At 68.8% G+C, this 25,770-nt stretch carries 22 protein-coding genes and 1 tRNA gene; 17 read left to right on the top strand and 6 right to left on the bottom strand.

The window, feature by feature from the left end; all coding sequences use genetic code 11:
- Positions 1–2 precede the first annotated feature (2 nt).
- Positions 3–2,690 (top strand): dTMP kinase, encoded by a 2,688-nt coding sequence (gene tmk, locus K318_RS25655; protein WP_245579934.1) that lies wholly within the window; start codon positions 3–5, stop codon positions 2,688–2,690.
- A complete protein-coding gene (locus K318_RS0117170) occupies positions 2,687–3,862 on the top strand; it encodes a DNA polymerase III subunit delta' (RefSeq protein WP_029090399.1) in 1,176 nt (391 codons plus the stop codon). Before tmk ends, K318_RS0117170 begins: the two co-directional genes overlap by 4 nt.
- A gap of 43 nt (positions 3,863–3,905) precedes the next feature.
- On the opposite strand, the gene K318_RS0117165 is transcribed toward K318_RS0117170, so the two are convergent.
- Together K318_RS0117165 and K318_RS0117160 are read right to left on the bottom strand one after the other, a co-directional pair.
- Positions 3,906–5,048, bottom strand: coding sequence for a M20/M25/M40 family metallo-hydrolase (locus K318_RS0117165; RefSeq protein ID WP_029090398.1), 1,143 nt, complete (start codon positions 5,046–5,048; stop codon positions 3,906–3,908).
- Positions 5,049–5,194: 146 nt separating this feature from the next.
- Positions 5,195–5,821 (bottom strand): LysE/ArgO family amino acid transporter, encoded by a 627-nt coding sequence (locus K318_RS0117160; RefSeq protein ID WP_029090397.1) that lies wholly within the window; start codon positions 5,819–5,821, stop codon positions 5,195–5,197.
- Positions 5,822–5,892: 71 nt separating this feature from the next.
- On the opposite strand from K318_RS0117160, the gene K318_RS22860 reads away from it, so the two are divergent.
- Both K318_RS22860 and K318_RS0117150 read left to right on the top strand, forming a co-directional pair.
- Entirely contained in the window at positions 5,893–6,759 is an 867-nt protein-coding gene (locus tag K318_RS22860) for an ArgP/LysG family DNA-binding transcriptional regulator (RefSeq protein ID WP_035282224.1), read from the top strand.
- 174 nt (positions 6,760–6,933) lie between these two features.
- A tRNA-Thr gene (locus tag K318_RS0117150) sits at positions 6,934–7,006 on the top strand.
- 95 nt (positions 7,007–7,101) lie between these two features.
- On the opposite strand, the gene K318_RS0117145 is transcribed toward K318_RS0117150, so the two are convergent.
- On the bottom strand, positions 7,102–7,374 hold the full coding sequence (locus K318_RS0117145; protein ID WP_029090396.1) for a helix-turn-helix domain-containing protein: 273 nt from the start codon (positions 7,372–7,374) through the stop codon (positions 7,102–7,104).
- Between the two features lie 46 nt (positions 7,375–7,420).
- Here K318_RS0117145 and map point away from each other — a divergent pair, with 46 nt between their 5' ends.
- The 3 genes from map to K318_RS0117130 all read left to right on the top strand — a co-directional run bounded on the left by map (position 7,421) and on the right by K318_RS0117130 (position 9,913).
- Positions 7,421–8,203 carry a type I methionyl aminopeptidase gene (map, locus tag K318_RS0117140; RefSeq protein WP_029090395.1) on the top strand — a complete coding sequence of 261 codons (783 nt, stop codon included), beginning with the start codon at positions 7,421–7,423 and terminating at the stop codon, positions 8,201–8,203.
- 160 nt (positions 8,204–8,363) lie between these two features.
- Positions 8,364–9,266 carry a universal stress protein gene (locus K318_RS0117135; RefSeq protein ID WP_029090394.1) on the top strand — a complete coding sequence of 301 codons (903 nt, stop codon included), beginning with the start codon at positions 8,364–8,366 and terminating at the stop codon, positions 9,264–9,266.
- Between the two features lie 260 nt (positions 9,267–9,526).
- Positions 9,527–9,913 carry an AMP-binding enzyme gene (locus K318_RS0117130; protein ID WP_029090393.1) on the top strand — a complete coding sequence of 129 codons (387 nt, stop codon included), beginning with the start codon at positions 9,527–9,529 and terminating at the stop codon, positions 9,911–9,913.
- 39 nt (positions 9,914–9,952) lie between these two features.
- Here the strand turns inward: K318_RS0117130 and K318_RS0117125 are convergent, their stop codons facing one another.
- A complete protein-coding gene (locus tag K318_RS0117125) occupies positions 9,953–10,198 on the bottom strand; it encodes a helix-turn-helix transcriptional regulator (protein ID WP_029090392.1) in 246 nt (81 codons plus the stop codon).
- A gap of 28 nt (positions 10,199–10,226) precedes the next feature.
- On the opposite strand from K318_RS0117125, the gene K318_RS0117120 reads away from it, so the two are divergent.
- The 7 genes from K318_RS0117120 (at position 10,227) to K318_RS0117090 (ending at position 18,431) form a co-directional block, all read left to right on the top strand.
- Positions 10,227–10,934: a TRAP transporter small permease gene (locus K318_RS0117120; protein ID WP_084500368.1), complete on the top strand. Its 708-nt coding sequence runs from the start codon at positions 10,227–10,229 to the stop codon at positions 10,932–10,934.
- 134 nt (positions 10,935–11,068) lie between these two features.
- Positions 11,069–12,448 carry a TRAP transporter large permease gene (locus K318_RS0117115; RefSeq protein WP_169721488.1) on the top strand — a complete coding sequence of 460 codons (1,380 nt, stop codon included), beginning with the start codon at positions 11,069–11,071 and terminating at the stop codon, positions 12,446–12,448.
- Positions 12,449–12,543: 95 nt separating this feature from the next.
- Positions 12,544–13,755, top strand: a complete 1,212-nt coding sequence (locus tag K318_RS22855) for a type 2 periplasmic-binding domain-containing protein (protein ID WP_051298156.1) — start codon at positions 12,544–12,546, stop codon at positions 13,753–13,755.
- Between the two features lie 6 nt (positions 13,756–13,761).
- A complete protein-coding gene (locus K318_RS0117105) occupies positions 13,762–15,045 on the top strand; it encodes an ArgE/DapE family deacylase (protein ID WP_029090389.1) in 1,284 nt (427 codons plus the stop codon).
- Between the two features lie 63 nt (positions 15,046–15,108).
- Positions 15,109–16,746 (top strand): amidohydrolase, encoded by a 1,638-nt coding sequence (locus K318_RS0117100; protein ID WP_029090388.1) that lies wholly within the window; start codon positions 15,109–15,111, stop codon positions 16,744–16,746.
- 83 nt (positions 16,747–16,829) lie between these two features.
- The gene (locus K318_RS22850; RefSeq protein ID WP_169721487.1) at positions 16,830–17,948 is read left to right on the top strand and encodes a serine hydrolase domain-containing protein; all 1,119 of its coding nucleotides are present in this window, start codon (positions 16,830–16,832) and stop codon (positions 17,946–17,948) included.
- Positions 17,949–17,951: 3 nt separating this feature from the next.
- Positions 17,952–18,431: a GNAT family N-acetyltransferase gene (locus K318_RS0117090; protein WP_035282223.1), complete on the top strand. Its 480-nt coding sequence runs from the start codon at positions 17,952–17,954 to the stop codon at positions 18,429–18,431.
- A 29-nt stretch (positions 18,432–18,460) separates the two neighbouring features.
- Here K318_RS0117090 and K318_RS0117085 read toward each other — a convergent pair whose 3' ends face one another.
- Together K318_RS0117085 and K318_RS22845 are read right to left on the bottom strand one after the other, a co-directional pair.
- Positions 18,461–19,717, bottom strand: coding sequence for an ATP-binding protein (locus tag K318_RS0117085; RefSeq protein WP_029090386.1), 1,257 nt, complete (start codon positions 19,715–19,717; stop codon positions 18,461–18,463).
- Positions 19,718–19,875: 158 nt separating this feature from the next.
- Positions 19,876–20,655, bottom strand: a complete 780-nt coding sequence (locus K318_RS22845) for a TetR/AcrR family transcriptional regulator (protein WP_084500366.1) — start codon at positions 20,653–20,655, stop codon at positions 19,876–19,878.
- Between the two features lie 105 nt (positions 20,656–20,760).
- Here K318_RS22845 and K318_RS25310 point away from each other — a divergent pair, with 105 nt between their 5' ends.
- The 3 genes from K318_RS25310 (at position 20,761) to K318_RS0117065 (ending at position 25,716) form a co-directional block, all read left to right on the top strand.
- A complete protein-coding gene (locus tag K318_RS25310) occupies positions 20,761–22,371 on the top strand; it encodes a carboxyl transferase domain-containing protein (RefSeq protein ID WP_029090385.1) in 1,611 nt (536 codons plus the stop codon).
- 5 nt (positions 22,372–22,376) lie between these two features.
- Positions 22,377–24,440 carry an acetyl/propionyl/methylcrotonyl-CoA carboxylase subunit alpha gene (locus K318_RS0117070; protein WP_029090384.1) on the top strand — a complete coding sequence of 688 codons (2,064 nt, stop codon included), beginning with the start codon at positions 22,377–22,379 and terminating at the stop codon, positions 24,438–24,440.
- Positions 24,441–24,525: 85 nt separating this feature from the next.
- A complete protein-coding gene (locus tag K318_RS0117065; RefSeq protein WP_051298154.1) occupies positions 24,526–25,716 on the top strand; it encodes an acyl-CoA dehydrogenase family protein in 1,191 nt (396 codons plus the stop codon).
- Positions 25,717–25,770: the final 54 nt, after the last annotated feature.

Here is a 25,770-nt window from a genome sequence, read left to right as displayed (position 1 = left end):
GTGTGAGCGAACAAGGATCCACCCACCCCAGTCCCGCGCTGAGCCGACCGGAGCCCGCCTCCCTCGGACCGGTGATGGTGGAATCGGGTGCCTGGCTCGCGATGCTTGCGCTCGCGGGGCTGACGTTCAGCCTCGCCGGCGCCTTCGGGCTGACCGCGCGCGTGGACCCGGGCCAGCTCACCGCGGTCCGGGAGGCCGCAGCGGGAGGGGATTTCGCCCTGCGCACGGGTGTCCTCGCCTACGCCCTCGTGTGCGCGGCCGGCGTCGTGGGCGTGTTCGTCCCGGCCCGCAGACTCGGCCGGCAGCATGCCCTGCGCCTTGCGGCGGGCGCCGCGCTCACCGCAGCGGTGCTCTCCGTCGTCCTCTTCTTCGTGCTCGCCGCCTGGCTGGGCATCCTCACTGCGGCGGCGGCGGGCGTCGCGGTGACCAGTGTGCTCGGTGCGCTGCCCTCCTCGCACCGCAAGCCCTGGCGCAGCGCCGGTGTGCCCGTCGCCCTGCTCCTCGTCGTCACCTATGCCGCCCAGATCCTCGGCGGAGTCGGTGCGGGGCACACCGTCCTCCGGTGGATGGCGGTGCTCGGCTGTCTCGCGGTGCTGCTGGGAGCGGTGCTGCTGCTCGTGGGCCGGTCCGCCGCGCCGTCCTCGGAGGCCCCGACCACCGGTGTCTTCCCCGTGAACCACCGCATGCCCGTGCGCGAGGCCTCTCCTGTGGCATCGGCATGGGCCTGCCACGCACTCTTCTTCGTGCTCGGCGCGGTGGGCATCCTCTCGCAGCCCGCGGTCGCGGATCTGGGCTTCGGCCAGGCGGGGATGTCGCTCATCGTCTGCGCGGTCCTGCTGGGCTGGGCCGTGGGGTTCGAGACCGGTCCCACCTTCGCCCCGGGCATGTCCCGTCCCCGCCTGACCGCCTTCGCCCTCCTCACCTCAGGGGTTCTCACGATCGGGGCGGGGGCCCTCACGGAGCTCTCCGGCAAGGCCGTCCTCTCCGGTGCGATCGCGTTCCTCGTGGGCCTCGGCGTGCGGGCCCAGGACTACACCTTCTCCCGTCGCGTGGGCGCAGGCATCGGCATGGCGGCGGGGCTCCTGCTCACGCTTGCGGGCGTGCGCGCGGAGATCCCGCTCAGCGACGCCGCGCATTGGAGCCTGTCCTCGACGGAGTTCGCCTATGAGGTGGTGGGCGCGATCGCGCTCGTCGCGGGCATCGTCGCGCTGTTCTCCTTCGGTCCGCACGGCATTCACGGGATCGGGGTGGATGTCGTGCACGCCTTCCGGGTACCCGCTGTGCGCGGAGCCGAGCCATCCGGATCCGCGCAGTCGTCTGCGGCCGGAGACCAGGGCAGGACGGCGGACGCTGCCGCTGGGTCCAGCGCGGACGCATCCGCTCCGGGGCAGGCACCGACTGGAGCGGCTCCGGGGCTGTCGCGGCTGAGCTCGGTTCCCGGGAAGACGGGCTCGAGTCTCTCCGCCTCCGGAGCGGCGGCCGGCGCCGGCGCCGCGGGAGCAGCAGGCGGCGGCACCGGCGGTGGGATGTTCATCGCGCTCGAGGGCGGTGACGGAACGGGCAAGAGCACTCAGATCCACCTCCTGGCGGAAGCGCTGCGCGAGCGCGGACTGCCCGAGGTCGTGACGACGCGGGAGCCGGGCGGGACCGGTCCGGGCAGGCAGCTGCGGGCCGTGCTGCTGGACGGCGAGGGTGTCGTGCCCCGGGCGGAGGCGCTGGTCTTCGCCGCGGACAGGGCGCAGCACGTGGCCTCCCTCGTGCGGCCGATAGTGGCTCGGGGCGGCATCGTCATCACGGACCGCTACATCGATTCCTCGCGGGCGTATCAGGCAGCCGGCCGCGCACTGGGGGACGAGGACATCACCGCACTGTCGGCGTGGGCCACGGAGGGGCTCGTCCCCGACCTCACCCTCGTGCTGGACGCGGACCCTGCCGTGACCGGTGCGCGCATCTCGGGCAGGGCGGACGAGAACCATCTGGATCGCGAGGGTGAGGCGTTCCGCCGGACGGTGCGCACGGCGTTCAGGGAGTTCGCCCAGGAGGACCCCGCGCGCTATCGGGTGATCGACGCTTCGGGCGGCGTCGAGGCCGTGGCGGAGAGCATCCTCACCGCGGTGCTCGCGGCACTCGAGAGCCGTGGGTCCGCGGATGCCACGGCAGGGTCGGGTGCGCCCAGCGGCGCTGAGGCGGCGCCGGACGCTTCCGGGGCCGGGGACCGCACGGCGTACCCGGCAGGCTCCGAGGCCTCGGCCGCCGGCCACTACGAAGACAGCACAGTGGTGCTGGACGGGGTGCATGCCGGCCGTTCCGGAGCCTCGGGGGACGGGATGGGAGCGGCCGCGAACAGGGCTGGCGGCAGCGCGGGTCAGGACGGTCTTCCTCAGCCCTCGCCGTCCGAGGACCCCACACGGGTGATCCGTGCCGTGACGGACTCGGCCGCGCAGCCGTCTGCGCAGCGGCCGGTGGGACTGCCGGAGGAGGTCATGCGCGCCGCCCGTGACGGACTCGCCGGCCGGGAGAGCGCTGGAGCGCCCGCCCCTGCGGGCGATGGCACGGGGGCCTCCGGGTCTTCCGGCGACGGCACCGGAGCGCCGAGGGCCTCGAGCCGTGACAGGCTGCGGGCACAGGCCGAGATCGAGCGTCAGGCGCGGGAGAGGCTGCGCGAGCAGCGGGATGGGCGGCGCTCATGACGGTGACCGCCGCGCTCCCCGCGGAGAGCGTCTGGCATGAGCTCGTGGGACAGGACCGGGCGATCGAGCAGCTGGCCCGGGCAGCGGCACCGGGCAGCGGCTCGATGACGCATGCCTGGCTCATCACCGGTCCGCCGGGCTCCGGGCGCTCGAACGCGGCCCGGGCCTTCGCCGCAGCTCTCCTCACCCCGGACCATGGGGCCAGCCGCACACCGGAGACGGAGCGGGCGCTGCGGGGCACGCACGAGTCCATGACGGTGCTGACCACGCAGAAATCCGTCATCACGATCGACGAGGTGCGGGAGCTGGTCTCCCGGGCGCAGCAGTCGCCGGTGAACGCGCCGTGGCGCGTCGTCATCATCGAGGACGCCGACCGCATGGCTGAGCGGACCTCCAATGTCCTGCTCAAGGCGATCGAGGAGCCGCCGCCGGCGACGGTGTGGATCCTGTGCGCGCCCAGCCCGCAGGACGTGCTCACGACCATCCGCTCGCGGTGCCGCAGCGTCTCCCTGCGGGTGCCGGGTGCGGACGCGGTCGCAGAGCTGCTGACGCGGCGGGACGGCGTCGATCCGCAGACCGCGCAGTGGGCCGCGCACGCCTCGCAGAGCCACATCGGCCGGGCCCGGCATCTCGCACTGCACCCGGAGGCCAGGAAGGAGCGTGCTTTCACGCTCGACATCCCCTCCCATCTGACCTCGGTGGGTTCGACGGTGAGGATCGCCGCGCGCATCGTCGATGTCGCGAAGGAGCGCGCGGCCGCGCGGACCGAGGCCCGCAACGCGGAGGAGCGGGAATCGCTGCTGCGCACCCTCGGGGTGGAGTCCGACGGCAGGATACCGCCCAGTGCGCGGGCTCAGATCAGGCGGCTGGAGGAGGAGCAGAAGCGCAGGAGCGTGCGCGCTCGCAACGATGAGCTCGACTCGATCTTCATCGAGCTGCTCTCGCTCTACCGGGACGTGCTCGCGGTGCAGCTCGACTCCGGCACCGGGCGGATCAACGTCGAGGAGAGCGACCGCATCGCGCGGCTCGCGGACCAGGGCGATGCCACGACGACGCTGCTGCAGATCGACGTGCTGCGGCAGGCGAGGGAGAGGCTGGCGACGAACATGGCACCGGCCCTCGTGGTGGAGGCGGCCTTCATCGGCCTCTCCAATCCCTGGATCACGAGCTGAGACGGAGCCACCTGGCAGGGGTCGGCTGCGCGGAGGGCCTCGGTCAGTGATGCGGCAGGGGGTCCTCCAGCAGCGAGCCCAGCAGACCTGCGACGAGCTCCACGCGGCGGGGGATCCACTCGATGAGGGCGTGCTCGTCATCGGCGTGCGAGCCTCCGCCCACCGTGCCCAGGCCGTCCAGCGTGAGTGCTCCCACCCCGGCGGCGAAGTTCGCATCGGAGCCCCCGCCCACGCGGAGCGGACGCACGGGAGGGTGGTCCAGGGCCTCGGCGATCTGCTGCGCCCGCCCCAGCAGGGGCAGGGAGCTGAGGTCCTCGAGCGGCGGGCGGTTGATCCCGCCGTGCAGGACGAGCCGGGCACCGGGAACGACCGCCGTGAGCGCCCGCAGCGAGGCGTCGACGCGCTCCTGCTCCGCGACGCTCTCCGCACGTGAGTCGACGGCGAGTGTGCCGCGCGCGGGCACGGTGTTGGTCGTGGTGCCCGAGTGGACGACGGCCGGGACGACGCTCGTGCCGAGCTCCGGGGCGCCCAGCTGCGCGATCCGCAGCACCTGGTGGGCGAGCTCGACGGTGGCGTTGACGCCCTTCTCCGGCTCCACTCCTGCGTGTGCGGCTCGGCCGACCGCCTCGAACTCGTAGATCGCCACTCCCTTGCGAGCGATCTTGACTTCTCCGGACGCGCCGCCCGATTCGAAGACGAGCACCGCCTCGGCACCGGCGGAGAGGGATTCGATGAGCGGCCGCGAGGTGGGCGAGCCCAGCTCCTCGTCGGCGGTGATGAGGACGGACACGCCGTCGAGGAGGTCCTCGCCCGCGAACGCACGGAGGAGGGCGATCGCGTGGAGGGCGATGAGGATACCGCCCTTCATGTCGTCGGCGCCGGGTCCGCGGACCATGCCGTTCTCCGCGGAGAACGGCATGGAGGCCAGCGTGCCGCGGGGCCAGACGGTGTCGTGGTGGCCGAGCAGCAGGATCCGGCGCGGCCCAGTGCCGAGGTCGAAGCGGACGTGCGGGAAGCCCTCGACGGTGCGGACGCGGGGGCGCACTCCGGTGAGCTCCTCGCCGATCCCGGCGACGAGGGCCGCGCTGGCCGCGAGCGCGCGCGGGTCCGAGGACGGCGACTCGCACTCGATGAGCCGGCGGAACTGGGACAGGAACGTCTCAAGCCTCTCGTGGGAGAACCTCATCACGTGCCCGTCTCCTCTCGCCTTCCAGTGGTCGCGGCGATCATCCTGGTCCCGCTCGGTAGAGACTACGTGATCGGAAGCGCAGGTGAGGCACTGTCGCTGAGGCGCACGCGGGCCCGGGGGCCGCCTCGGCCCCGGAGCGCAGCTCAGAAGCCGAATGCGAGCTTGGCGGCGATGAGGACCATGACAGCGGCGACGCACAGGTCGATGACCAGCCATGCCCGCGGGCTGCGGAGTGCGGGGGCGAGGCGATGCGCGCCCCAGCCCAGGGCGCTGAACCAGGCGAGCGAGGCCGTGATCGCGCCGCCGGCGAACACCCACCGGTGCTCCTGCTGATTGGCGATGGATCCGAGCATCACCACGGTGTCGAGGTACACATGGGGGTTGAGCAGTGAGAGGGAGGCGGTGAGGAGGCCGATGCGCAGTGCGGAGGGTGCGGCGGAGCGCTCCTGTGCCGCGGTGCCGGCTTCGAGCGAACCGCCGGAGAACGCGGAGCGGACGCTGCCGAACGCGAACCAGAGGAGATAGGCCACTCCGCCCCAGCGCAGGGCGGCCACGAGCCAGGGCGCGTGCTCGAGGACGGCGCCGATGCCCGCGGTGCCGAGCGTGATGAGTGCGATGTCCACGAGCGCGCACACGGTGACGACGACGCCAACGTGCTCGCGACGGATGCCCTGGCGGAGGACGAAGGCGTTCTGGGCGCCGATCGCCACGATGAGTCCGAGTCCGGTCGCGAAGCCTGTGAGGGCGAGGGGGAGTGCGCTGAAGTCCATGCGCAGAACGCTATGGCGACTCTGCTTGTGAAGTCCATGTAAACGAACTGAAGTGGATTAAGGTTGCTTTCATGGAGCCGAGTCTTGCGCAGCTGTCAGCTCTCGTCGCGGTCGTGGACGAAGGGGGTTTCGACCTGGCGGGGAGCGCGCTGGGCGTGACGACCTCGGCGGTCTCGCAGCGCGTGCGCGGGCTGGAGCGGGCGCTCGGGAGCGTGCTGGTCACGCGTTCCTCGCCGCCGCGGGTGACGGCGGCGGGGGAGCGGGTGCTGGGGCGGGCCAGGCAGATCGCCGCGCTGGCGGGTGAGCTCGCTGCCGCCGAGGCGCCGGCCCGGACGGTGCTCCCCGTCGCCGTGGGTGCGGACGCGCTGGGAACCTGGCTGGAGCCGGTCATGGCGGACGCCGCGCAGTGGGGCGATGTGGTTCTCCGCATGCGCGTCGAGGATCAGGACGTGGCGCACGGTGCGCTCGCCCGCGGTGAGGTGATGGGGGCGCTGAGCGCGCGGGCGCAGGCGCAGACGGGGTGTGTGGCGGTGCCGCTGGGCCGATTCCGGTACTGGCCCTCGGTCTCCGAGGCCCTGTGGGAGAGGCACGGCTCGCTCGAGCGCTGTCCCGTGCTCGTGTTCAACTCCGATGATGATCTGCAGCATCGCGTGCTGCGGGAGCAGGGGGTGCGAGCGGGGGCGGGGAGCGCGCCGGTGCACGTCGTCGGTTCGATGGAGGGGTTCGCCGCGGCAGTGCGTGCGGGCCTCGGCTGGGGGTGCCTGCCGGAGCTGCAGCTGGCGCGCATGGACGGTACGGGGGACATCATGCGGGTGCCGGGCGCGGGACCGGTGGACGTGCCGCTGCACTGGCATCGCTGGGCCGCGTCGCTGCCGGGGCTCGACCGGCTCACGGACTCGCTCGTCGCGGCGGCCGTGAACGCCCTCGCGCCCCTGTGAGGGGAGGGCGCGGTCTGAGGGGCCGGCGTCCGGTCGCTGCGGGCTGCTGAAGTCCATGGGGCCGAGGGTTCGCCAGTCCGGTCTGCCGACGGAAATCGGTGTCGAGGATCACAGCAGAGAGTGCCGGTCCCGCTTTGACCTCTCGTGAGGGGTCGTCATAGACTGGTCCGCGTTGCCGCCTTAGCTCAGTCGGCAGAGCGATTCACTCGTAATGAATAGGTCGTCGGTTCGATTCCGACAGGCGGCTCGGCAACAAGGCTCCCCACCAGGCGAATGCCCGGTGGGGAGCCTTTCGCGTGTCGAGGGCCGTGTTCGTGAGCATGAGCCTTCGCGCGGGACGTGTCAGGCTCCCGCGGCCGCAGTCCGCTCCGCAGGCGCGGTGATCTGAGCCCAGACCTCATCGAGAGAGAGCCCCAGCGCCTGCGCGAGCGCGGCGACGGTCGAGAATGCAGGGGTCGCCACGCGGCCGGTCTCGATCTTGCGCAGCGTCTCCGGCGATACTCCTGCGGCGACGGCGACTTCGAGCATCGAACGCTGATCGCGGGCGAGCCTCAGCAGGGCGCCCAGGCGCTGCCCGCGTTCGATCTCCTCTGGTGTGAGCGGCAGTCTGACCATGCACCCATTCTATTGCCGGTACTGTTTGACCGGTATAGTTATCGGCATGATCGAGATCCTCAGCCCCGCCCAGCTCGGCCGGGCGCGCGACACCGGACGCCTGGTCGGCGACATCCTTCGGAGTCTGAAGCGCCGCGCGAGTGCGGGCACGAACCTGCTCGACCTCGACCGGTGGGCGAAGGAGATGATCCTCGACGCCGGTGCCGAGTCGTGCTACGTCGATTACGCTCCCTCCTTCGGTCGCGGACCTTTCGGGCACTACATCTGCACTGCCGTCAACGATGCCGTGCTGCATGGAATGCCTCACGACTACTGCCTGGCCGACGGCGATCTGCTCACTCTCGACCTTGCCGTCAAGCTTCAGGGCGTGGCTGCCGACGCCGCGATCAGCTTCGTGGTCGGGACTCAGCGTGATCCCGCTGATGAGCGTATGATCGTCGCCACCCAGCAGGCGCTCGCGGCCGGCATCGCGGCGGCGCGGCCGGGTGCGCGGATCGGCGATCTCTCCCACGCCATCGGCGATGTCCTCTCCGCGGTGGGCTACGCGATCAATCTCGAGTTCGGCGGGCACGGGATCGGCACCACCATGCATCAGGACCCTCACGTCCCGAACACCGGACGACCGGGACGCGGCTACACGCTCCGCCCCGGCCTCATGCTCGCCCTGGAGCCCTGGGTGATGGCCGACACCGACCGGCTCGTCACCGATGCGGATGGCTGGACCCTGCGCAGCGCCACCGGAGCCCGCGCGGCGCACAGTGAGCACACCATCGCGATCACCGGCGACGGGGCGGAGATCCTGACGCTGCCGAGCGAGCACATCGCGTAGGGGATATGCGCCCAGCCTGCACTCCGAGCAGAGCGTTCCCACGACCCGGATGGCCTCGGGGCGCCCGCGGCGGTCAGGGGCCCTCCGGGCGTTTCGCCCGCGGGTTCACTACGATTGCGAGTGACCAGGCCATGAGGATGTGACCCGCCGAGGAGGCGCTGTGGAGCTGAGCGGAGACGTGTTCGTCGGCATCGACGGATCGGTGCAGAGCGATGAGGCCGCCGCGTGGGCGCTCAAGGAGCTCAGGGGGACCGGGCACGCGCTGCGGCTGGTCCACGTCATCACCCCCGCCCACCTTGAGATCGACGACGAGGCCGAACTCCGGGAGGCGGGGGAGCAGCTCCTCACCTCGCTCTCCTCCCGACTGGCCGAGCTCGACGCCGCGCACCCCGAGGGCGCCTCGGGCACGGAGATCCGCACCGAGGCGGTGGTGGGCGACGCGGGCGAGGTGCTGAGCGACCGCGCCTACGATGCAGGCCTCCTCGTGCTGGGGCACCACGGCACGGGCCAGGTCAACAGCCGGAGGATCGGGACCGTGAGCTTCGGGCTGCCTGGGCACGCCCTCAGCGCTGTGCTGGTCCACGCCGCCGCGGAGGGCAGTGAGTTCGACGATCCTGCGAGCCACCCGGTCCGCACGGGAGGCGCAGGCGTCGTCGTGGGGCTGGACACCTCCGAGTACGCCGGTGTCGCAGCGCTCGACGCGGCCTCGTTCGCGGTGCGCAACGATCTGCCGCTGCGGCTGCTCGTGGGCATCGACGCGCTCTCGGAGCGCACGCTGGCAGAGCGCCGGGCGCGGGCCGACCTCGCGTGGCTGCGGGAGGCGTATCCCGGCCTCGAGGCGGAGGTCGAGTTCCTCTCCGGTGAGCCTGCAGCGCTGCTGATCCAGGCCTCGGCGACGGCCGATCTCCTGGTGCTCGGCAAGCGCGGTCTGGGCAGGTTCGAGGGAATGACCTCGCAGCTGGGCCGGACGAGTTCCGCGGTGCTCTCCGCAGCGCTGTCGAGCGTGCTGCTCGTGCCCTATCGGCGTGACCCGCGGCTGTGGGAGCGCAGGGCGGAGGGCTGAAGGGGCTGTCGCCGGTCGCGGAGAGCTGAGCGGCCGGCGCCCCAGACCGGGGCCAGGAGGTCGTCGAGTCCCACCTCGAACGAGGCGGAGAGCCTCAGCCATGTCTGCAGATCGCCGTGGTGCTTCCCCTGGCTCAGGTTGATGAGAGTCTGCCGCGAGGACTCGGAGTCCGCTGTGACCTGACTGCAGAGCAGCCTGATGCCGTACCGTGCTCGGCTGAGGACCACGCGCATCCGCGGACGATCTGGTTCCGAGGCGAAATGGCCGAGGTGCGGGTGGTCGGCGAGGACGGGGCGGATCGCGGGGCGGACGGCTGCCTCTTCCTCGTCGACCGGAAGAAGGACATGGTCATCACCGGGGGCCTCAACGTCTACACGAGCGAGGTGGAGCAGGCCCTCGACGGGATCGAGGGGGTGGGCCAGGTCGCCGTCGCCGGGGTGCCCCACCCCGACTGGGGAGAGGCGGTCGTCGCCTTCGTCGTGCCCGATGGGGGCGGGGTGACCGTCGAGGGCATCGCAGGGGCAGTCCGTGAGCCGCTGGCGAGCTACAAGCGGCCGAAGCGGATCGTCCTGCTGGACAGCCTGCCGCTGACGGCGCTGGGCAAGGTCGACAAGGTGCGGCTGCGGGGCGAGCTGAGAGCGGTGTGAGGTGCGGGAGGCGCGCCCGGTCGTGCCGGGGAAGCACACCTAGCGTTCTTCGTCCGGCCAGACCGGGGACAGCAGGTCGTCGAGCCCCACCTCGAACGTCGCGGACAGCCGGAGCCAGGTCTGGAGATCGCCGTAGTGCCGGCCCTGGCTGAGGTTGATGAGCGTCTGTCGTGACAGTCCGGAGCGGGCCGCCAGCTGATCGTATGTCAGCCCGGCGTCGTGCCGTGCCCGATTGAAGATCACACGCAGCTGTGAGAGGTCGGGCTCCGGGACGTAGTCATACACACGTTCATCTCAGGGCCAGAAGCCTTTGATGTCAGTAAAGAATCGTGTACCATTTATAAACGTCAGGCTGCTCTGGCGCGCGGGTGTTCTGGTGCCGGGTGTCGCGGGCGAGTTCGGTCCTGATGCGCCGCAAGGGTTCGAAGCTGCACGACTCTGGGCGCCGCACACGGCACATTGCGTCGATGATGACGGAGGGGGCGAGTGGCGAATGGGCATGAAGCCGCCCGCGGCTGTGCGGTCGATAGATCGCGCGATCAATTCGGTGACCGCTGTCGTGGTTGTCGCAATGATGGTTCACGTGACCGTCCATGCGCTGAGCAGATTCCTCTTTCAGGCTCCGCTCCCCGTCACCAACGAGCTGATCGAATACATGTACATGCCGATCGTGGCGCTGTTGGGGATTCCATCGGCGCTTCTGCAGCGCGAACACATCGTCGCAACGCTCTTCACCGAGCGGATGACCGTGGCCAATGCCGTGTTCTTCCGCGCGCTCGGTGCGGTGATCGGTGTCGTCGTCAGTGCTGCATGGGCGTTCTTCGGAGCCAGGGAAGCGACGCACAACATGGAGATCCAAGCGGTGGCAGGCATCTCCGCGGTCACCATCTGGCCGATCTACTTCATCGTTCCGATCGTCTTCACCATTCTCGCGGCCCTGTACGCATACAACGCTGTCATGATCATACGCAACAACGAACCAGATCCTGATCTGCTGCTTGAAAAGGCAGCTGAATCATAATGGCAGATCATCAGAAGCTCAGAGCGAGCGACATCGGAGCGGGACTCCCGCGAAGCGATGACGCGCCGCGTGAGCACACCGCCCGTCTGACCCGATATGTGCGACCCGGCCTGTCCATCGGCTTGCTTCTGCTCGTGACCTGCGTCATCGGCCTGCTCTCGAGCCAGACCACCCAGACCGCCGGAATCTGGGCAGTCGCCCTGGTGCTCGTGCTGATCTTCCTCTCGGTGCCGATCGCTCTGGCTCTCGCAGTCCCGAGCCTCCTGGCCGTGTACGTGATCAGCGGGACGACCGCGCTGCAGAACCTGCTCTCCACATCACCGTTCAACACCGCCGCCAGTTGGACCTACAGTGTGATCCCTGCGTTCATCTTCATGGGGATGCTCATGGTCGAGTCCGGCCTCACGACGAAGCTGTTCAGCGCCTCTGCGAAGTGGTTCGGATGGCTGCCCGGTGGTGTGGGCGTCGGGACCACGGCCGCCGGTGCAGGGCTGGCCTCCGTGTCGGGTTCCACGATCGGCATGACCTACGCGCTCGCTCGTGCGGCCATCCCAGAGCTGCTGCGGGCGGGCTTCAACAGGAAGATGGCCGTGGGAGTGGTGGTCGTGGCCGGCATTCCTGGCTCGGTCATTCCGCCCTCGATCCTGCTCGTGGTCTACGCCGGCATCGCCACCGTGCCTGTCGGCCAGCAGCTGGCGGCCGGAATCCTCCCCGGTGTACTGATTGCAGTCACGTTCGGTCTCTCCATCATCATCGCGTCACTGGTCCGGCCCGGGTTGGCGAACCGCGGAGTCGAGGCCGAGGGGCAGAGCAGGGCTGCGTGGGGCGAACGCTTCCGTTCGCTGCTGCCCATCTGGGGGTTCCCGCTGGTGATGATCGTGCTCTTCGGCGGGCTGTTCTCCGGCGCATTCACGCCGACCGAGGCCGGGGCGGCTGCGGCCATCACAGCTCTGCTCGTCACGGTGGCGATGAATCTCGACCGCAGTGCTCTGGGCCGAATCGTCACCGCCGCACAGAAGACGGTCTCTGCCACGGCATCCATCTTCTTCCTCATCATCGGAGCGGAACTGCTGATGAGGCTCCTGTCCATCTCCGGTCTGTCTGAGATGGTCGTCGACTTCATAGTGTCGCTGAACCTGAGCAGGACCTGGCTGCTGCTCCTGCTGGTCGTCGCGTATCTGATCATGGGCATGTTCTTCGATACGCTCCCGATGATGCTCCTCACTGTTCCGGTGCTGCTGCCGGTCCTGGTCGAGATGGAGATAAACCTCCTCTGGTTCGGGGTGTTCATGGTGATCATGGGTGAGATCGCCATGGTCACACCTCCGGTCGGGATCCTCGCGTTCATCATCCACGGGATTGCGAAGAACCCGTCGGTGAATCTTGGTCAGAGAATCTCCCTCATGGACGTCTTCATCGCAGTCGCGTGGTTCCTGCCCGTCGCGATCGGCTTCGTCGTGTTCCTGATCTTCATGCCCGAAGTCGTCGAATGGCTGCCGAGGATGATCGGATAGGCAGGTCGGATCAAATAGCGGCACGTGCATTTTCTGAGAACAGCTCAATGAGAAGGGAGAGGCCTATGCGAAGCGGATTGAAAGCGGCGTCGCTGATGGGTGTTCTGGCGCTTGCCGCATGCGGTGAGGGAATCGAAGCCGATTCCGATGCCGCCGGGTACGAATACGGTGCGGATCAGGCGGCGATCTCCGAGGCGATCGCCGACCTGGACGACGTGACGATCACCTACCAAACCCTCGCGCCGTCCGGGCAGGACCCGCTCGGCGCTCAGGCGAATGTCTTCAAGGAGATCCTCGAGGAGCGCTCCGAGGGCAAGATCGAACTCGACATCGTCTGGGGAATGGCCGCGGCCGGCTTCGACGAAGTTCGCGACGCTGTGGTGGACGGCCGAATCGATATCGGGTACACGAACCCGATCTACTACCCTGCTGAGTTCCCCGTGATGAATGCATACGCGACAGCGACGGCTCTGCTGGAGACGACGCCCTTCGAGGGTGAGCTCGTGGCGCAGGCCGTCGGCCGTGAGCTCGCGGTCACGGACGAAGCCATCTCCGAGGAGTACGAGAGGCAGGAGCTGGTGCCGCTCGTGCACGCGATGAACCACGGCTACGTCAACATGTGCAACCAGCCTGTGCGGAACGAGGACGAATGGAGCGGCAAGCAGATCCGCATCGCCTCGGTCACCCAGTCCGAGATCGCGTCGGCACTCGGCGCGGCCGGTGTCTCGACCGACATCACGGAGGCATACGAGGCCCTGCAGCGCGGAACCGTGACCTGCATCATGACCCAGCCGTCGGACTCACTCAGCTTCGGCTACGCGGATGCGGCGACCGATATCGGATACACGACAGAGACCTCGATCCCACGCTCGCCCGCGGTGTTCTTCGCAGGCCCGAGCTTCGACCGTCTGCCGCTTCCCTACCGGCAGCTGATCTTCGACTCCATCAACGAGTCCATGGCCGATTGGCACAGGGCCGGCATCGGCGGCTGGTCCGATTCGTTCAGCCGCGTCGCTGACTCAGGCGGTGTCATCGAGCAGATCGACGAGCCGAGCCAGCAGGTCATGGCAGAAGTCACCGATGAGCTCATCGACGGCCTGATCGCGGAGGGCGACCTCCCGGAAACGGTCCGTGACGATGTCAGCGGCTTCACGGAGAAGTGGAAGACTCGCGCGGCTGAGCTCGGATACGAGGACGGGGGCGATGTCGCGGAGGTTGCCGATTGGTACGACTCCGAGGCAGATCTGACCCCGTGGTTCGAGGAGCTCATCGCCGATGAGTCTCTGAATGTCCTGCGACCGGAGTGATGCGATATGCACTGGGATCAAGTCTCACAGATGGTGACCGAGGCCGTTGAAGCGAATTTCGACCAGCAGATCGCCGAAACTCAGAAGCTGATCCGCATACCCTCTCTGCGCGGCTGTGAGGGCGAGGGCCAGGACTTCGTCGAGAACGCGTTCAGACGGCTGGGGCTGACGATCGACCGCTGGGAGATCAACACCGAGGAACTGAAACAGAGCAGGAACTACGGCGTCCCCGACCCCGATGCGGGGCCTCAGGAGAATGTCGTGGGCACATACCGGCCTACGGCCGAGAAGGGGCGCTCGCTCATCCTCAACGGTCATATCGATGTCGTTCCCGTCGGTCCCCTCGAGCAGTGGGAGATGGATCCGTGGAGCGGCAGTGCTTCGGCCGAGTGGATCTACGGCAGGGGTGCCGGAGACATGAAGGCCGGCCTGGTCGCCAACATGTTCGCGCTGCAGGCGATCTTCGACGCCGGCCTGAGGCCCCGGTCCACCGTCATCCTGCAGTCGGTGGTGGAGGAGGAGTCCACGGGCAACGGTGCGAACGCCGCGCTGCAGCGCGGATACTCAGCCGATGCGGCGCTGATCTCCGAACCGGAGGACGATGCGCTCGTCCGGGCGAACACAGGAGTCCTGTGGCTGACCCTGCGGGTCACCGGGCAGCCTGCGCATCCTCGAATCATGACCGATGGTTCGAACGCCATCGAGTATGCGTTCGAAGTGCTGCAATCGCTGAAGTCGCTGGAAGAGCAGTGGAATTCGCAGAGCGGATCTCATGAGCACTTCGAGGGCGTGCCCCGGCCGATCAATTTCAACCTCGGCAAGATCTCCGGCGGGGACTGGGCGTCATCGGTTCCGGGCTGGTGCGAGCTGAGCCTGCGCATTTCGACCTTCCCCGGAGTCTCCCCTGAGGAGGCTCTCGCCGAGGTGCGAGCGCACGTCGCGGAGTTCAACCGCGACTCGCGCTACCAGGTCAGCGTCGAACCGTCCGGGTTCTTCGCCGACGGATATGTGCTCGATCCGGGCGGCGATGCCGAGAGCCTGCTCGCGCAGTGCCACCGGCACGTCGCGGGCAGCGAGCTCGAGACGATCACCACCCCGGGCTATCTGGACGCCTCGCTGTTCGTCAACCACGCAGATGTGCCGACGCTGGTCTACGGCCCCTACACCGAGAACATCCACAGTTTCGACGAGAGGGTCTCGATCGAATCGCTGAAGCAGTGCACGAAGACAATCGCCCTCTTCGCGGCGTTCTGGTGCGGGGTCGAGCCTGCGGAGGCACGCGATGAGTGACGTGCAGACGCGAATCGCGGCGAGACTCCCATCGTGTGGGTCGAGCGGAAGGCAGGCGAATCGATGAAGATCGACACGATCCTGAACAACGGCGCCATCTACACCGGCGATCCGAATCGCCCCTTCGCGAGAAGCGTCGGAATTCACCACGGCGTTGTCATCGGGCTCGACGACGACCTGTCGGGAGTCGAGGCGGTCACCTATGCCGACCTCGGCGGGCGCTGCACAGTGCCGGGATTCAACGACGCGCACATGCACTTCTCGACAATGGGAGTCGAGATGTCTCAGCTGGACGTCTCGTACACAGCGGCCGAGTCGCTGGATGCGCTCTACGGTCTGGTGGAGGAGCATGCTGCCTCGCTGTCTGCGGATGCGTGGGTCATCGGCCACGGATACGATCAGAATCGCATCGGCGGCCATCCGGACCTGAGAGTGCTGGACACGATCACGGGAGGCCGTCCGGCCTATCTGCTCCACAACTCCCACCACATGGCGGTCGTCAACAGTCCCGCGCTCGCAGCAGCCGGAATCGATGCAGCGGAACATATGGTCGTTCCGCCCGGCGGCGATCTGGGACGCGATTCCGACGGCAGGTTCACCGGTCTGCTGCTCGAGCGTGCGATGACGATCGTCTCGAGCGCCATCTGGCCGCTCGAGCTCGAAACGATCGTCAGCGGGATCGGCGCGGCGTCCGAGTGGGCTGTGCGCAACGGTCTGACGAGTGCGACCGAGCCCGGTCTGGGCGGAGACGTGATCGGAAACAGCGCTGTGGACTTCCGCGCGTTCCAGGTCGCCCACGAACGCGGCCTCCTCGATGTCCGCATGACGCTCATGCCTTACATCACCGCGTTCCACGAACTCGGCGGCAGCGACAGGCCCGAGGGCTGGGGCATCGACCTCGGCCTGCGGTCCGGTTTCGGTGATCGGTTCCTGCGCCTCGGTCCGGTCAAGATGCTCACGGACGGTTCACTGATCGGACGCACCGCTGCGACCTGCTGTGAGTACCGCGGCGAACCGGGCAACCGGGGGCTCCTCCAATGGGAGGGGCCGGAGATCGAACAGCTCATCGTCGATGCTCATGTGAATGGATGGCAGGTGGCCGCTCATGCCATCGGAGATCGCTCCCTCAACCATGTGCTCGACGGTGTCGAGAAAGCACAGGCGAAGCTGTATCGGCCTGATCACCGTCATCGCATCGAACATGCTGCGATAGTGTCCCCCGAGCAGGTCGAGAGAATCGCGAGGCTGGGGATGGTTCCGGTTCCGCAGGGCAAGTTCATCTCGACCCTGGGGGACGGCTTCCTCGAAGCGCTCGAGGACGATCAGCACTCGCACATCTACCGCATGCAGTCCTTCTTGGATGCAGGCGTGTGCCTCCCCGGCTCCTCGGACGCACCGGTCGTGGCCGGCGAACCGCTGCAGGGCATTCACGATATGGTGAATCGAAAGACGACGGCGGGTCGCGTTCTGGGTGAGAGCGAGCGTGTCACCGTCTCGGAGGCTGTACGGGCCTACACATTCGGCTCCGCGTTTGCGGTTCATGAGGGAGACGTGAAGGGCGTCCTCGCGCCCGGGTATCTTGCCGACCTGGTCGTCCTGTCCGATGACATCTTCACAATCGCGGCGGAACGCATTGGAGAGCTGGAGGTCATCGCGACGATGGTCAACGGATCATTCGTCTTCGACTCGGCGATTCAGTGAGCCGGGGGAGCGGTCATCGCGTGTCCGTTCGGGAGGCGCCGAGCCGTTGAGCGCTCGGAATCATGGATGCAGGAGAGGGAGTCGTGGAGAAGCTGCTGGCAACATGGATGACGCCGGAATCGAATCGCTGGGCATTCGCTAATGTGCGAGAGATCATCCCCACCGCAAGGGTGGCGCGAGGGGGTGACACGTTCGAGCTGACCGAGGCCGCGTGCGGCGCAGCTGCTCTGGATGCACCGTTGCAGAGCAGCGGAAAGACGGTGGCGAAATACCTCGAGGAGACGGCAACGGACTCAATCGTGGTGCTTTCCGGCGGCGAACTGCAGTTCGAGTGGTATGCCGAGGGCAGGACCGCCGCAGACGTCCACATCAACTTCAGCGTCACGAAGTCGTTGACCGGTCTCATCGGGGGAGCCCTCGCGGCGGAGGGTGCGTTCGCGTTCACCGACCTGGTGGTGGAGTACGTCCCCGAAGTGAAGGGCTCCGCCTTCGACGTCGAGATCCAGTCGCTCTTCGATATGGCTGTTCCGCTCCGGTTCTCGGAAGACTATGCGATGGCCGACCCCCGCATGCTCGAGTACCGCCGCTCGACCGGCTGGATCCCCGGCGAGAGCGAAGGGCTCCATTCGTTCCTGCCATCGCTCGAACGCCGGTCGCCGGAGGGCGCCGAGTACCACTACGCATCGCCGACGACCGACATGGCCGGCTGGGTGCTTGAGCGCGCGGCCGGACGCCGACTGGCGGAACTGTTCTCGACATACATCTGGAAGCCGATCGGCGCGGAGTTCGATGCAGACCTGACCGTTGACGACTACGGTGCAGGGCGCGCGGCGGGCGGCTTCTCCTGCTCGACCCGCGACCTCGCACGCGTCGGTCACCACCTGGCGGCCGGAAGCGGACTGGTCCCGGAGGCCTTCGTCCGCGACCTCTGCACCGGTGATGCTGCGAGGTGGCGGTCGGGCGCCCACATCCGCGACTTCCCGAACGGCACCTACCGGAACTTCTGGTACGTCCCCGACACCAGCGCACCCGTGCTCTACGCGGTGGGCATCCACGGTCAGGGACTCTACGTCGACCTCGAGAAGAAGGTCGTCATCGCCAAGCACAGCTCATGGCCGGTTCCCATCAGCGAAGAGATGCACACCGCCCAGTACCGCGGGCTCCACGACATCGCGGCCGCAGTCGACGGTGGGGTGAGCTGAGCGATGACTGCAGCGGACATCAGCGTCCATGCGGTGAGAGAAGACCACTTCGATCAGTGGTCGGAGCTCTACCGGGGATATGCGGACTACTACCAGGTGGTCCAGACAGCGGAGATGCGCGAGAGGGTCTTCTCGTGGCTGCTGGACGACGCGCACCCGCAGCGCGGCCTCGTCGCTGCCATGGGAGGGCCATCGAAGCTGGTGGGGCTCGCCCACTGCAGGACGTTCTCCCGGCCGTTGGCGGCCTCGCACGGCCTCTTCCTCGACGATCTGTTCGTGGATCCCGCGTCTCGGGGCAAGGGTGCGGCTCGCATCCTGCTCGATCGGCTGGCCTCCATCGCAGCGGAGGAGGGTGGGACGGTGGTTCGCTGGATCACCCGGGCTCACAACTATCGGGCACGCTTCCTCTACGACGAGGTGGCGGAAGGGACCGACTGGATCACCTATGACATGGCACCGGCGGTCGGTGGTGCTGCCCGGTAGGAGGGCGTGGAAACCCTCACGCTGAGCTTTTACGCCCGCCACAGGGTTCCGATCGGCAGGGCCCAGAGTCTGTCTCCGAAGGGCACAGCGCGGGTTCCCGTGTGCAGCACCGCTCCGGCGATGAACCTCGGCCCGGCCTTCTCCCTGAGGTACTCAAGCCCCCTGAAGTGGTTCTCCCCCACACTGGTGGTGGCCTTGACCTCGAGGCCGATGATCTCCCTGCGCCGGTTCTCCAGCACGAGGTCCACTTCCTTTCCGTTTCTGTCGCGATAGTGGCGGAGCGTGAAGTCCACCAGGGACCACGACTGCTGCTTCAGCAGTTCAGAGGCGACGAAGCCCTCAACCAGGCCTCCGGTGAGAGTGCTGGAGATGTCGTGCTCCAAACCGTCGGCGTCGATGTCACAGAGAAAGGCGGCGAGGCCGGCATCCTGGATGCTCAGCTTGGGCCGGGAGACCGCTCTGGTCGTGGCGTTGGTGCTCCAGGGCTTGAGCTCATGGATGAGGAAGACGTTCCGGAGCGCCTGTATGTACGCCGGAATGCTCCTTTCCGGTACGTCGAGCAGGCGAGAGAACCTGGCCGCGACGAACTCGGAGGCGTTCTCGGCCGCGATCACCTGCAGCAGTGGAAGCAGTCGTTCTGGGTGCCGGATCCCGGAGGCGTCTGCCACATCCTTGGACAGCACTCGTTCCACGTAGTTGCCGAGCCATCGGGCACGGCTGCGCGGAGGGGCGTCGCGGATCTCCGGGAACGTGCTGGCGGTGACAAGGCTCAGGTAGTCGCCGCGGCTGAGATCGTCGATGTCCGTGAGCTGACCGGTGCGAGGCAGGTCCCACATGTACGAGGCGAAGTCCTCTGTGCGGCCTGCGAGTTCGCCCTGGCTCAGCCCGCGGAGGACCACCGTCTGTGCGCGTCCGGCAAGGCTCTCCTCAGCACCTCTGAGCGAGTGCAGGTTGGACGACCCTGTGAGCAGGTATCTCCCGGGCCGGCGGTCTGCCTCGAGTGCGTTCTTCAATGAGAGCAGCAGCTCCGGCACCCGCTGGATTTCATCGATGGCAAGGGTGCCTTCCGGGAACTGTGCGGCAAAGCCGTCGGGATCGCTGAGAGCGGAGTTCCGGTCGATCGTGGAGTCGAGGTTGACGATCCTGGCACTGCGATCGGTGAGCAGTGTGCGCATCAGGGTGCTCTTGCCCACCTGGCGGGCACCGGAGATCACCGTAATCGGTGACTCCTGCATGATTTCCTCGGCCAGTGGAGCGGCGTTCCGGTGGACGAGTTCGCTGTTCATACGGCCTTAGCGTACCCGCTCTCCGCTGATCCGCGGGACGTGAGTTGCGGATTCGCGGCCCTTCTATTGCGGATTTGCCGGATGTGAGTTGCGGATTCGCGGAGTCTCTGTTGCGGATTTGTCAGAGCCGGGGTGCCGATCCGCCGGCTCTCCCGCGCTCATATCCCCAGCACCGCCCGGGCTGAGCGGCGGAGCTCGCGGGCGACGGTCTCGGCGGGCAGTCGTCTGCCCAGATGGGGCGTCGAGTTCACCATGCCGAAGAGCGCGTGGACGCGGACGGTTGCCTCCTCCTCGGTGAGCTGCGGGTGCGCGGCCCCCACGGCGCCCACCCACGCCGTCACGTACTGTCGCTGCAGACGGCGGACGCTCCTCCGCGCATCCTCCGGCAGCGCATCCAGGTCGCGGTCCTGAATCCGGATGAGCTCCGGCTCCTTCATCGCGAAGTCCACGTGAAAGTCGATGAGCTGCTCCAGGATGCGCAGAGCTGCCGCTGCCCCCGCTCCGTGGCCGGCCTTGAGGACCCCGGCTCCACCACCGGCTTCGGGGGCACCGGCCTCGGCGCCCGCCTGGGTGAGGCTGGTCCCTGCCCGGGCGTCACCGGCCTCGGCGATGATCTGTCGCCCGCCCTCGTGCAGGTACTCCGAGATGCCTACGAGCAACTCCTCGAGCACCGCCTCCTTCGAGGCGAAGTGCCGGTAGACGGCCGGTCCGGAGACGCCCGCGCCCTTCCCGATGTCGCCCAGCCGCACGGCCCGGAACCCGTAGCGGGCGAACAGATGCTTCGCCGAGGCCAGCAGCTGTTCCCGCCGCTCGGCCTTCGCCTGACCCCGGGGCCCGTGGTGCGCCTCCCGCGGCCCGTGGTGCGCCTCGCGCGAACCGGGGGCCGTCTCGGCGCCGTCTGCCCCGCTCCGCGCCGCTTCGCCTGTGCTCCTTGTCACTTCGCCTCCCGTGCCGCTAGGATCGACTTAGTTAATCAGCATTAACTGAGCATGTCTACGCTGACTGGACCTGTCTACGGGCATCGCCGCCCACGAGGAGAACGCATGCGCACCATCGGATCACCGGTCGATCCGCACACCTCGCCGCACGCGCCCGCACACGCCGAGCTCCTGTCCGAGCTCCGCGAGCGCATCGCGGCAACGGCCCGAGGAGGCTCCGAGGCCTCCCGTCAGCGCCACCTGAGCCGCGGCAAGCTCCTGCCCCGCGATCGCGTCGAGCGCCTCCTCGACCCAGGCAGCCCCTTTCTCGAGTTCTCGCCGCTCGCCGCGAACGGCATGTACGAGGATGCTTCGCCGGGCGCCGGGATCATCACGGGCATGGGGCTCGTCTCCGGCCGGCTCTGCGTCATCGTCGCCAACGACGCCACGGTCAAGGGTGGCACCTACTATCCCGTCACGGTGAAGAAGCATCTGCGCGCACAGGAGATCGCGGCGGACAACCACCTGCCCTGCATCTACCTCGTGGATTCCGGCGGAGCCAATCTGCCCAATCAGGACGAGGTGTTCCCGGACCGCGAGCACTTCGGCCGCATCTTCTACAACCAGGCCACGCTCTCGGCCGCGGGCATCCCGCAGCTCGCCGCAGTGCTGGGCTCCTGCACCGCCGGCGGGGCCTATGTGCCCGCTATGGCCGACGAATCCGTCATCGTCAACGAGCAGGGGACGATCTTCCTGGGCGGGCCGCCGCTCGTGAAGGCCGCCACCGGCGAGGAGGTCACCGCCGAGGAGCTGGGCGGGGGAGCGCTCCACTCCCGCACCTCGGGCGTCGCCGACCACCTCGCCGCGAACGACGACCACGCACTGGAGATCCTCCGGGACATCGCCTCGACCTTCGGCCCGCAGGAGGCCCCGGCCTGGGAGCGCGCGGAAGCCCGTGAACCCGCCCTCAGCCCGGACGAGCTCACGGCGGTGGTCCCCGTCGACTCCCGCACCCCCTATGACGTCCGCGAGGTCATCGCCCGGATCGTCGACGCCAGCGAGTTCCACGAGTTCAAGGCCGAGTACGGCACCAGCCTGGTCACCGGCTTCGCCCGGATCGACGGGCACCCCGTGGGCATCATCGCGAACAACGGCATCCTGTTCGGCGAATCCGCCATGAAGGGCGCGCACTTCATCGAGCTCTGCGATCAGCGCTCCACCCCGCTCGTGTTCCTCCAGAACATCTCCGGCTTCATGGTGGGCCGCGACTACGAGGCCGGCGGCATCGCCAAGCACGGCGCCAAGATGGTCAACGCCGTCGCCACGGCCCGCGTGCCCAAATTCACCGTGGTGATCGGCGGCAGCTTCGGCGCGGGCAACTACTCGATGTGCGGCCGCGCCTACTCCCCGCGCTTCCTGTGGATGTGGCCCAACGCCCGGATCTCCGTCATGGGCGGCGAGCAGGCGGCCAGCGTGCTCGCCACCGTCAGGCGCGACCAGCTCGAATCCCGCGGCGAGGAATGGCCCGCCGAGGCCGAGGAGGCCTTCAAGGACCCCATCCGCAGCCAGTACGAAGCCCAGGGCAATCCCTACTACTCGACCGCCCGCCTCTGGGACGACGGCATCATCGACCCCGCCGACACCCGCCAGGTCCTGGCGCTTGCCCTCGAGGCCGCCCGGCATTCCCCGCTCGAACGCCCCTACGCCGCGCCCGGCTACGGCGTCTTCAGGATGTGATCGCAGTGTTCTCAAGGATCCTCATCGCCAACCGCGGCGAGATCGCCCTCCGCGTCATCCGCACCTGCCGCCGCCTCGGCATCGAGACGGTGGCCGTGTACTCGGATGCGGACGCCGAGGCCGCCCACACCCGCGCCGCGGACTTCGCCCACCGCCTGGGCTCGGCACCGGCGGCGCAGTCCTACCTCGACATCGAGCGCGTGATCGCCGCCGTCCGCGCCACCGGCGCCGAGGCCGTCCACCCCGGCTACGGCTTCCTCTCCGAGAACGCGGCCTTCGCCCGCCGCCTCGAGGAGGAGGGCATCGTCTTCCTCGGCCCCACGGCCGCGGCCATCGAGACGATGGGCGACAAGATCTCCGCGAAGCAGGCCGTCGCCGCCCGCGGGGTCCCGCTCGTCCCGGGCGTCGCCGAGGCCGGCCTCACCGATGACCAGCTCATCGCCCGTGCCGAGGAGGTGGGCTTCCCCGTCCTCGTGAAGCCCTCCGCGGGAGGCGGCGGCAAGGGCATGCGCGAGGTGTTCGAAGCCCCTGCGCTGCCGGAGGCGCTCGCCTCGGCCCGGCGGGAGGCCGCCTCCAGCTTCGGCGACGACACCCTCTTCCTCGAGCGCCTGGTCCTGCGCCCGCGCCATATCGAGGTGCAGGTGCTCGCGGACTCCCACGGCAATGTGATCCACCTGGGCGAACGCGAGTGCTCGCTGCAGCGCCGCCACCAGAAGGTGATCGAGGAGGCGCCCAGCGCGCTCCTCGACGCCGCCACGCGCGAGGCGATCGGCCAGGCGGCCGTGGACACCGCCAAGGCCGTCGACTACCGCGGTGCCGGAACGGTGGAGTTCATCGTCTCCGCGGACCGCCCCGACGAGTTCTTCTTCATGGAGATGAACACCCGGCTCCAGGTGGAGCACCCCGTCACGGAGCAGGTCACCGGCGTCGACCTCGTCGAACAGCAGCTGCGCGTGGGTGCCGGCGAGCGGCTGGGCCTCGTGCAGGAGGACATCCGGCTCACGGGCCACTCCATCGAGGCCCGCATCTACGCCGAGGACCCCGCCCGTGGCTTCCTCCCCACCGGCGGCACGGCCCTGGACGTGGCGTTCCCGCGCGGCACGGGTGGGCCCGGCACGGGTCTGCCCGCGGGGGCGGCGCGCGGCGGCCACGGCGCGGACCGGACGGGTGTGCGCGTGGATGCCGGGCTCGAGCCGGGACAGCAGATCGTGAGCGACTACGACCCCATGATCGCCAAGCTCATCGTCACCGGCGCCGATCGTGCCGAGGCCGTCGCCGGCATGCGGCGCGCCCTCGCGAAGTCCGCGGTTCCGGGGATCGTGACGAACATCGGCTTCCTGCAGACCCTCATGGGCCTGCCCGAGGTGGCCGCGGGGGACCTCGATACCGGCCTCATCGACCGCATGGCCGAGGAGCAGCTGGCCGAGGAGCTCGATCCCCTCGCGCTCCAGTTCGCGGCCGCGGCTGTCACCTCCCAGTCCCCTCATTCCCGCCGAGTGAGCGATTTCTGTCGGATCGGTGGCCCGGAAACCTCACATAGTGCTCACTCGGTGAGTGTGGCGGGGGTGTCCGCATGGCAGCAGGGATCCGGCTGGCGAAGCCTGGCACCCGCGCGCACCCTCGTGCCGTTCGTGCACCGCGGCGAGCGGCACGAGACGGAGTTCCTGCACCCGCCGGTCACCCGCCTCGGCGGTGGGGAGCTCGTGCTCACGCTGGAAGGCGAGCAGCACCACGGCCGGGTCTGGGCCTCCTCGGATGCGCGGACGTTCTGGGTCCGCACCGCGCGTGGGGTCTTCCAGCTGGTGAGGCCGCTCGCGGATGCGACGATCGGCGCGGCGGCCGGGGGAGCGGAGGTGCTCGCGCCCATGCCCGGGACCGTCATCGAGGTCCGGGCGGCCGAGGGCGCCGAGGTGGCGGCGGGCGATCCCGTCGTCGTGGTCGAGGCGATGAAGATGGAGCACGTGCTGCGAGCGCCCGCGGCCGGCACGGTCGAGCTGCGGACGGCGGCGGGGGCGCAGGTGGCCCTCGACGAGGTGCTCGCCGTCGTGATCCCCGCGGACGGCGAGTGACCCGGCGGAACTGAGCGCCGCCTCCGGCGCGGAGAGGCGCCGGCGGAGAGAGACGAGGCCCGTGGGAGGGCCGGAGGAGAAGGACATGAGCACGCAGACAGAGCAGATCGCATTCGTCCCGGGGATGCTGCCGGAGGAGTACGAATCGCTGCGGCAGACGGTCGCCGCGTTCACCGACGAGGAGGTCGCGCCGGTGAGCGCGGAGCTCGACGCCAAGCACGAGTTCCCGTACGCCCTCGTGGCGAAGATGGGCGACATGGGGCTCTTCGGACTGCCGTTCCCGGAGGAGTACGGCGGCATGGGCGGCGACTACTTCGCGCTGTGCCTGGCGCTCGAGGAGATCGCGCGGGAGAACCAGTCGCTCGCGATCACGCTCGAGGCCGGGGTGTCGCTGGGGGCCATGCCCGTCTACCGCTTCGGCACGGAGGAACAGCGGCGGGAGCTGCTGCCGCAGGTCATCGACGGGCGCGGGCTCGCCGCGTTCGGCCTCACCGAGCCCGAGGCCGGCTCCGATGCCGGGGGCACCCGCACCAGGGCGCGGCTGGAGGACGGCGAATGGGTGATCGACGGGGCCAAGGCGTTCATCACGAACTCGGGCACGGACATCACGAAGTTCGTCACCGCCACCGCGGTGACGGGCACCCGGATGGGCCGGGACGGCAGCGAGAAGCCGGAGATCTCGACCATCATCGTGCCCAGCGGCACGCCCGGGTTCACGGCGGAGCCGGCCTACGACAAGATGGGCTGGAACTCCTCGGACACGCACCCGCTCACCTTCGACGGCGCGCGCGTGCCGGAGGCGAATCTGCTGGGCGAGCGCGGACGCGGCTACGCGAACTTCCTGAGCATCCTCGACGAGGGGCGCGTGGCGATCGCGGCGCTCTCCGTGGGGGCGGCGCAGGGCTGTGTGGATGCGAGCGTGACGTACGCGAAGGAGCGCACCGCCTTCGGCCGGCCCATCGGGGACTACCAGGGCGTGAGCTTCAAGATCGCGCGGATGGAGGCGCGGGTCGCATCGGCCCGGGCGGCCTACTACGCGGCGGCCTCGAAGATGGTGGCAGGGCTGCCGTTCAAGAAGGAGGCCTCCATCGCGAAGCTGCTGGCCGGCGAGGCGGCGATGGACAATGCGCGCGATGCGACTCAGGTGCACGGCGGCTACGGCTACATGAACGAGTACCTCGTGGCCCGGCACTACCGCGATTCGAAGATCCTGGAGATCGGCGAGGGGACCACCGAGGTCCAGCTCATGCTCATCGCCCGCGATCTGGGGCTCTGAGCCGCTGGCGGGCGTGTGCGGAGACGGCCTCGGCGGCCGTCAGGGGGCACGCGC

The sequence above is a fragment of the Brevibacterium album DSM 18261 genome (genome assembly GCF_000426445.1).
In the GTDB taxonomy this organism is placed as follows: Bacteria; Actinomycetota; Actinomycetes; order Actinomycetales; family Brevibacteriaceae; genus Brevibacterium; species Brevibacterium album.
Note: the sequence above shows the minus strand (reverse complement) of the source record. Positions and strands in the feature narration are given on the sequence as shown.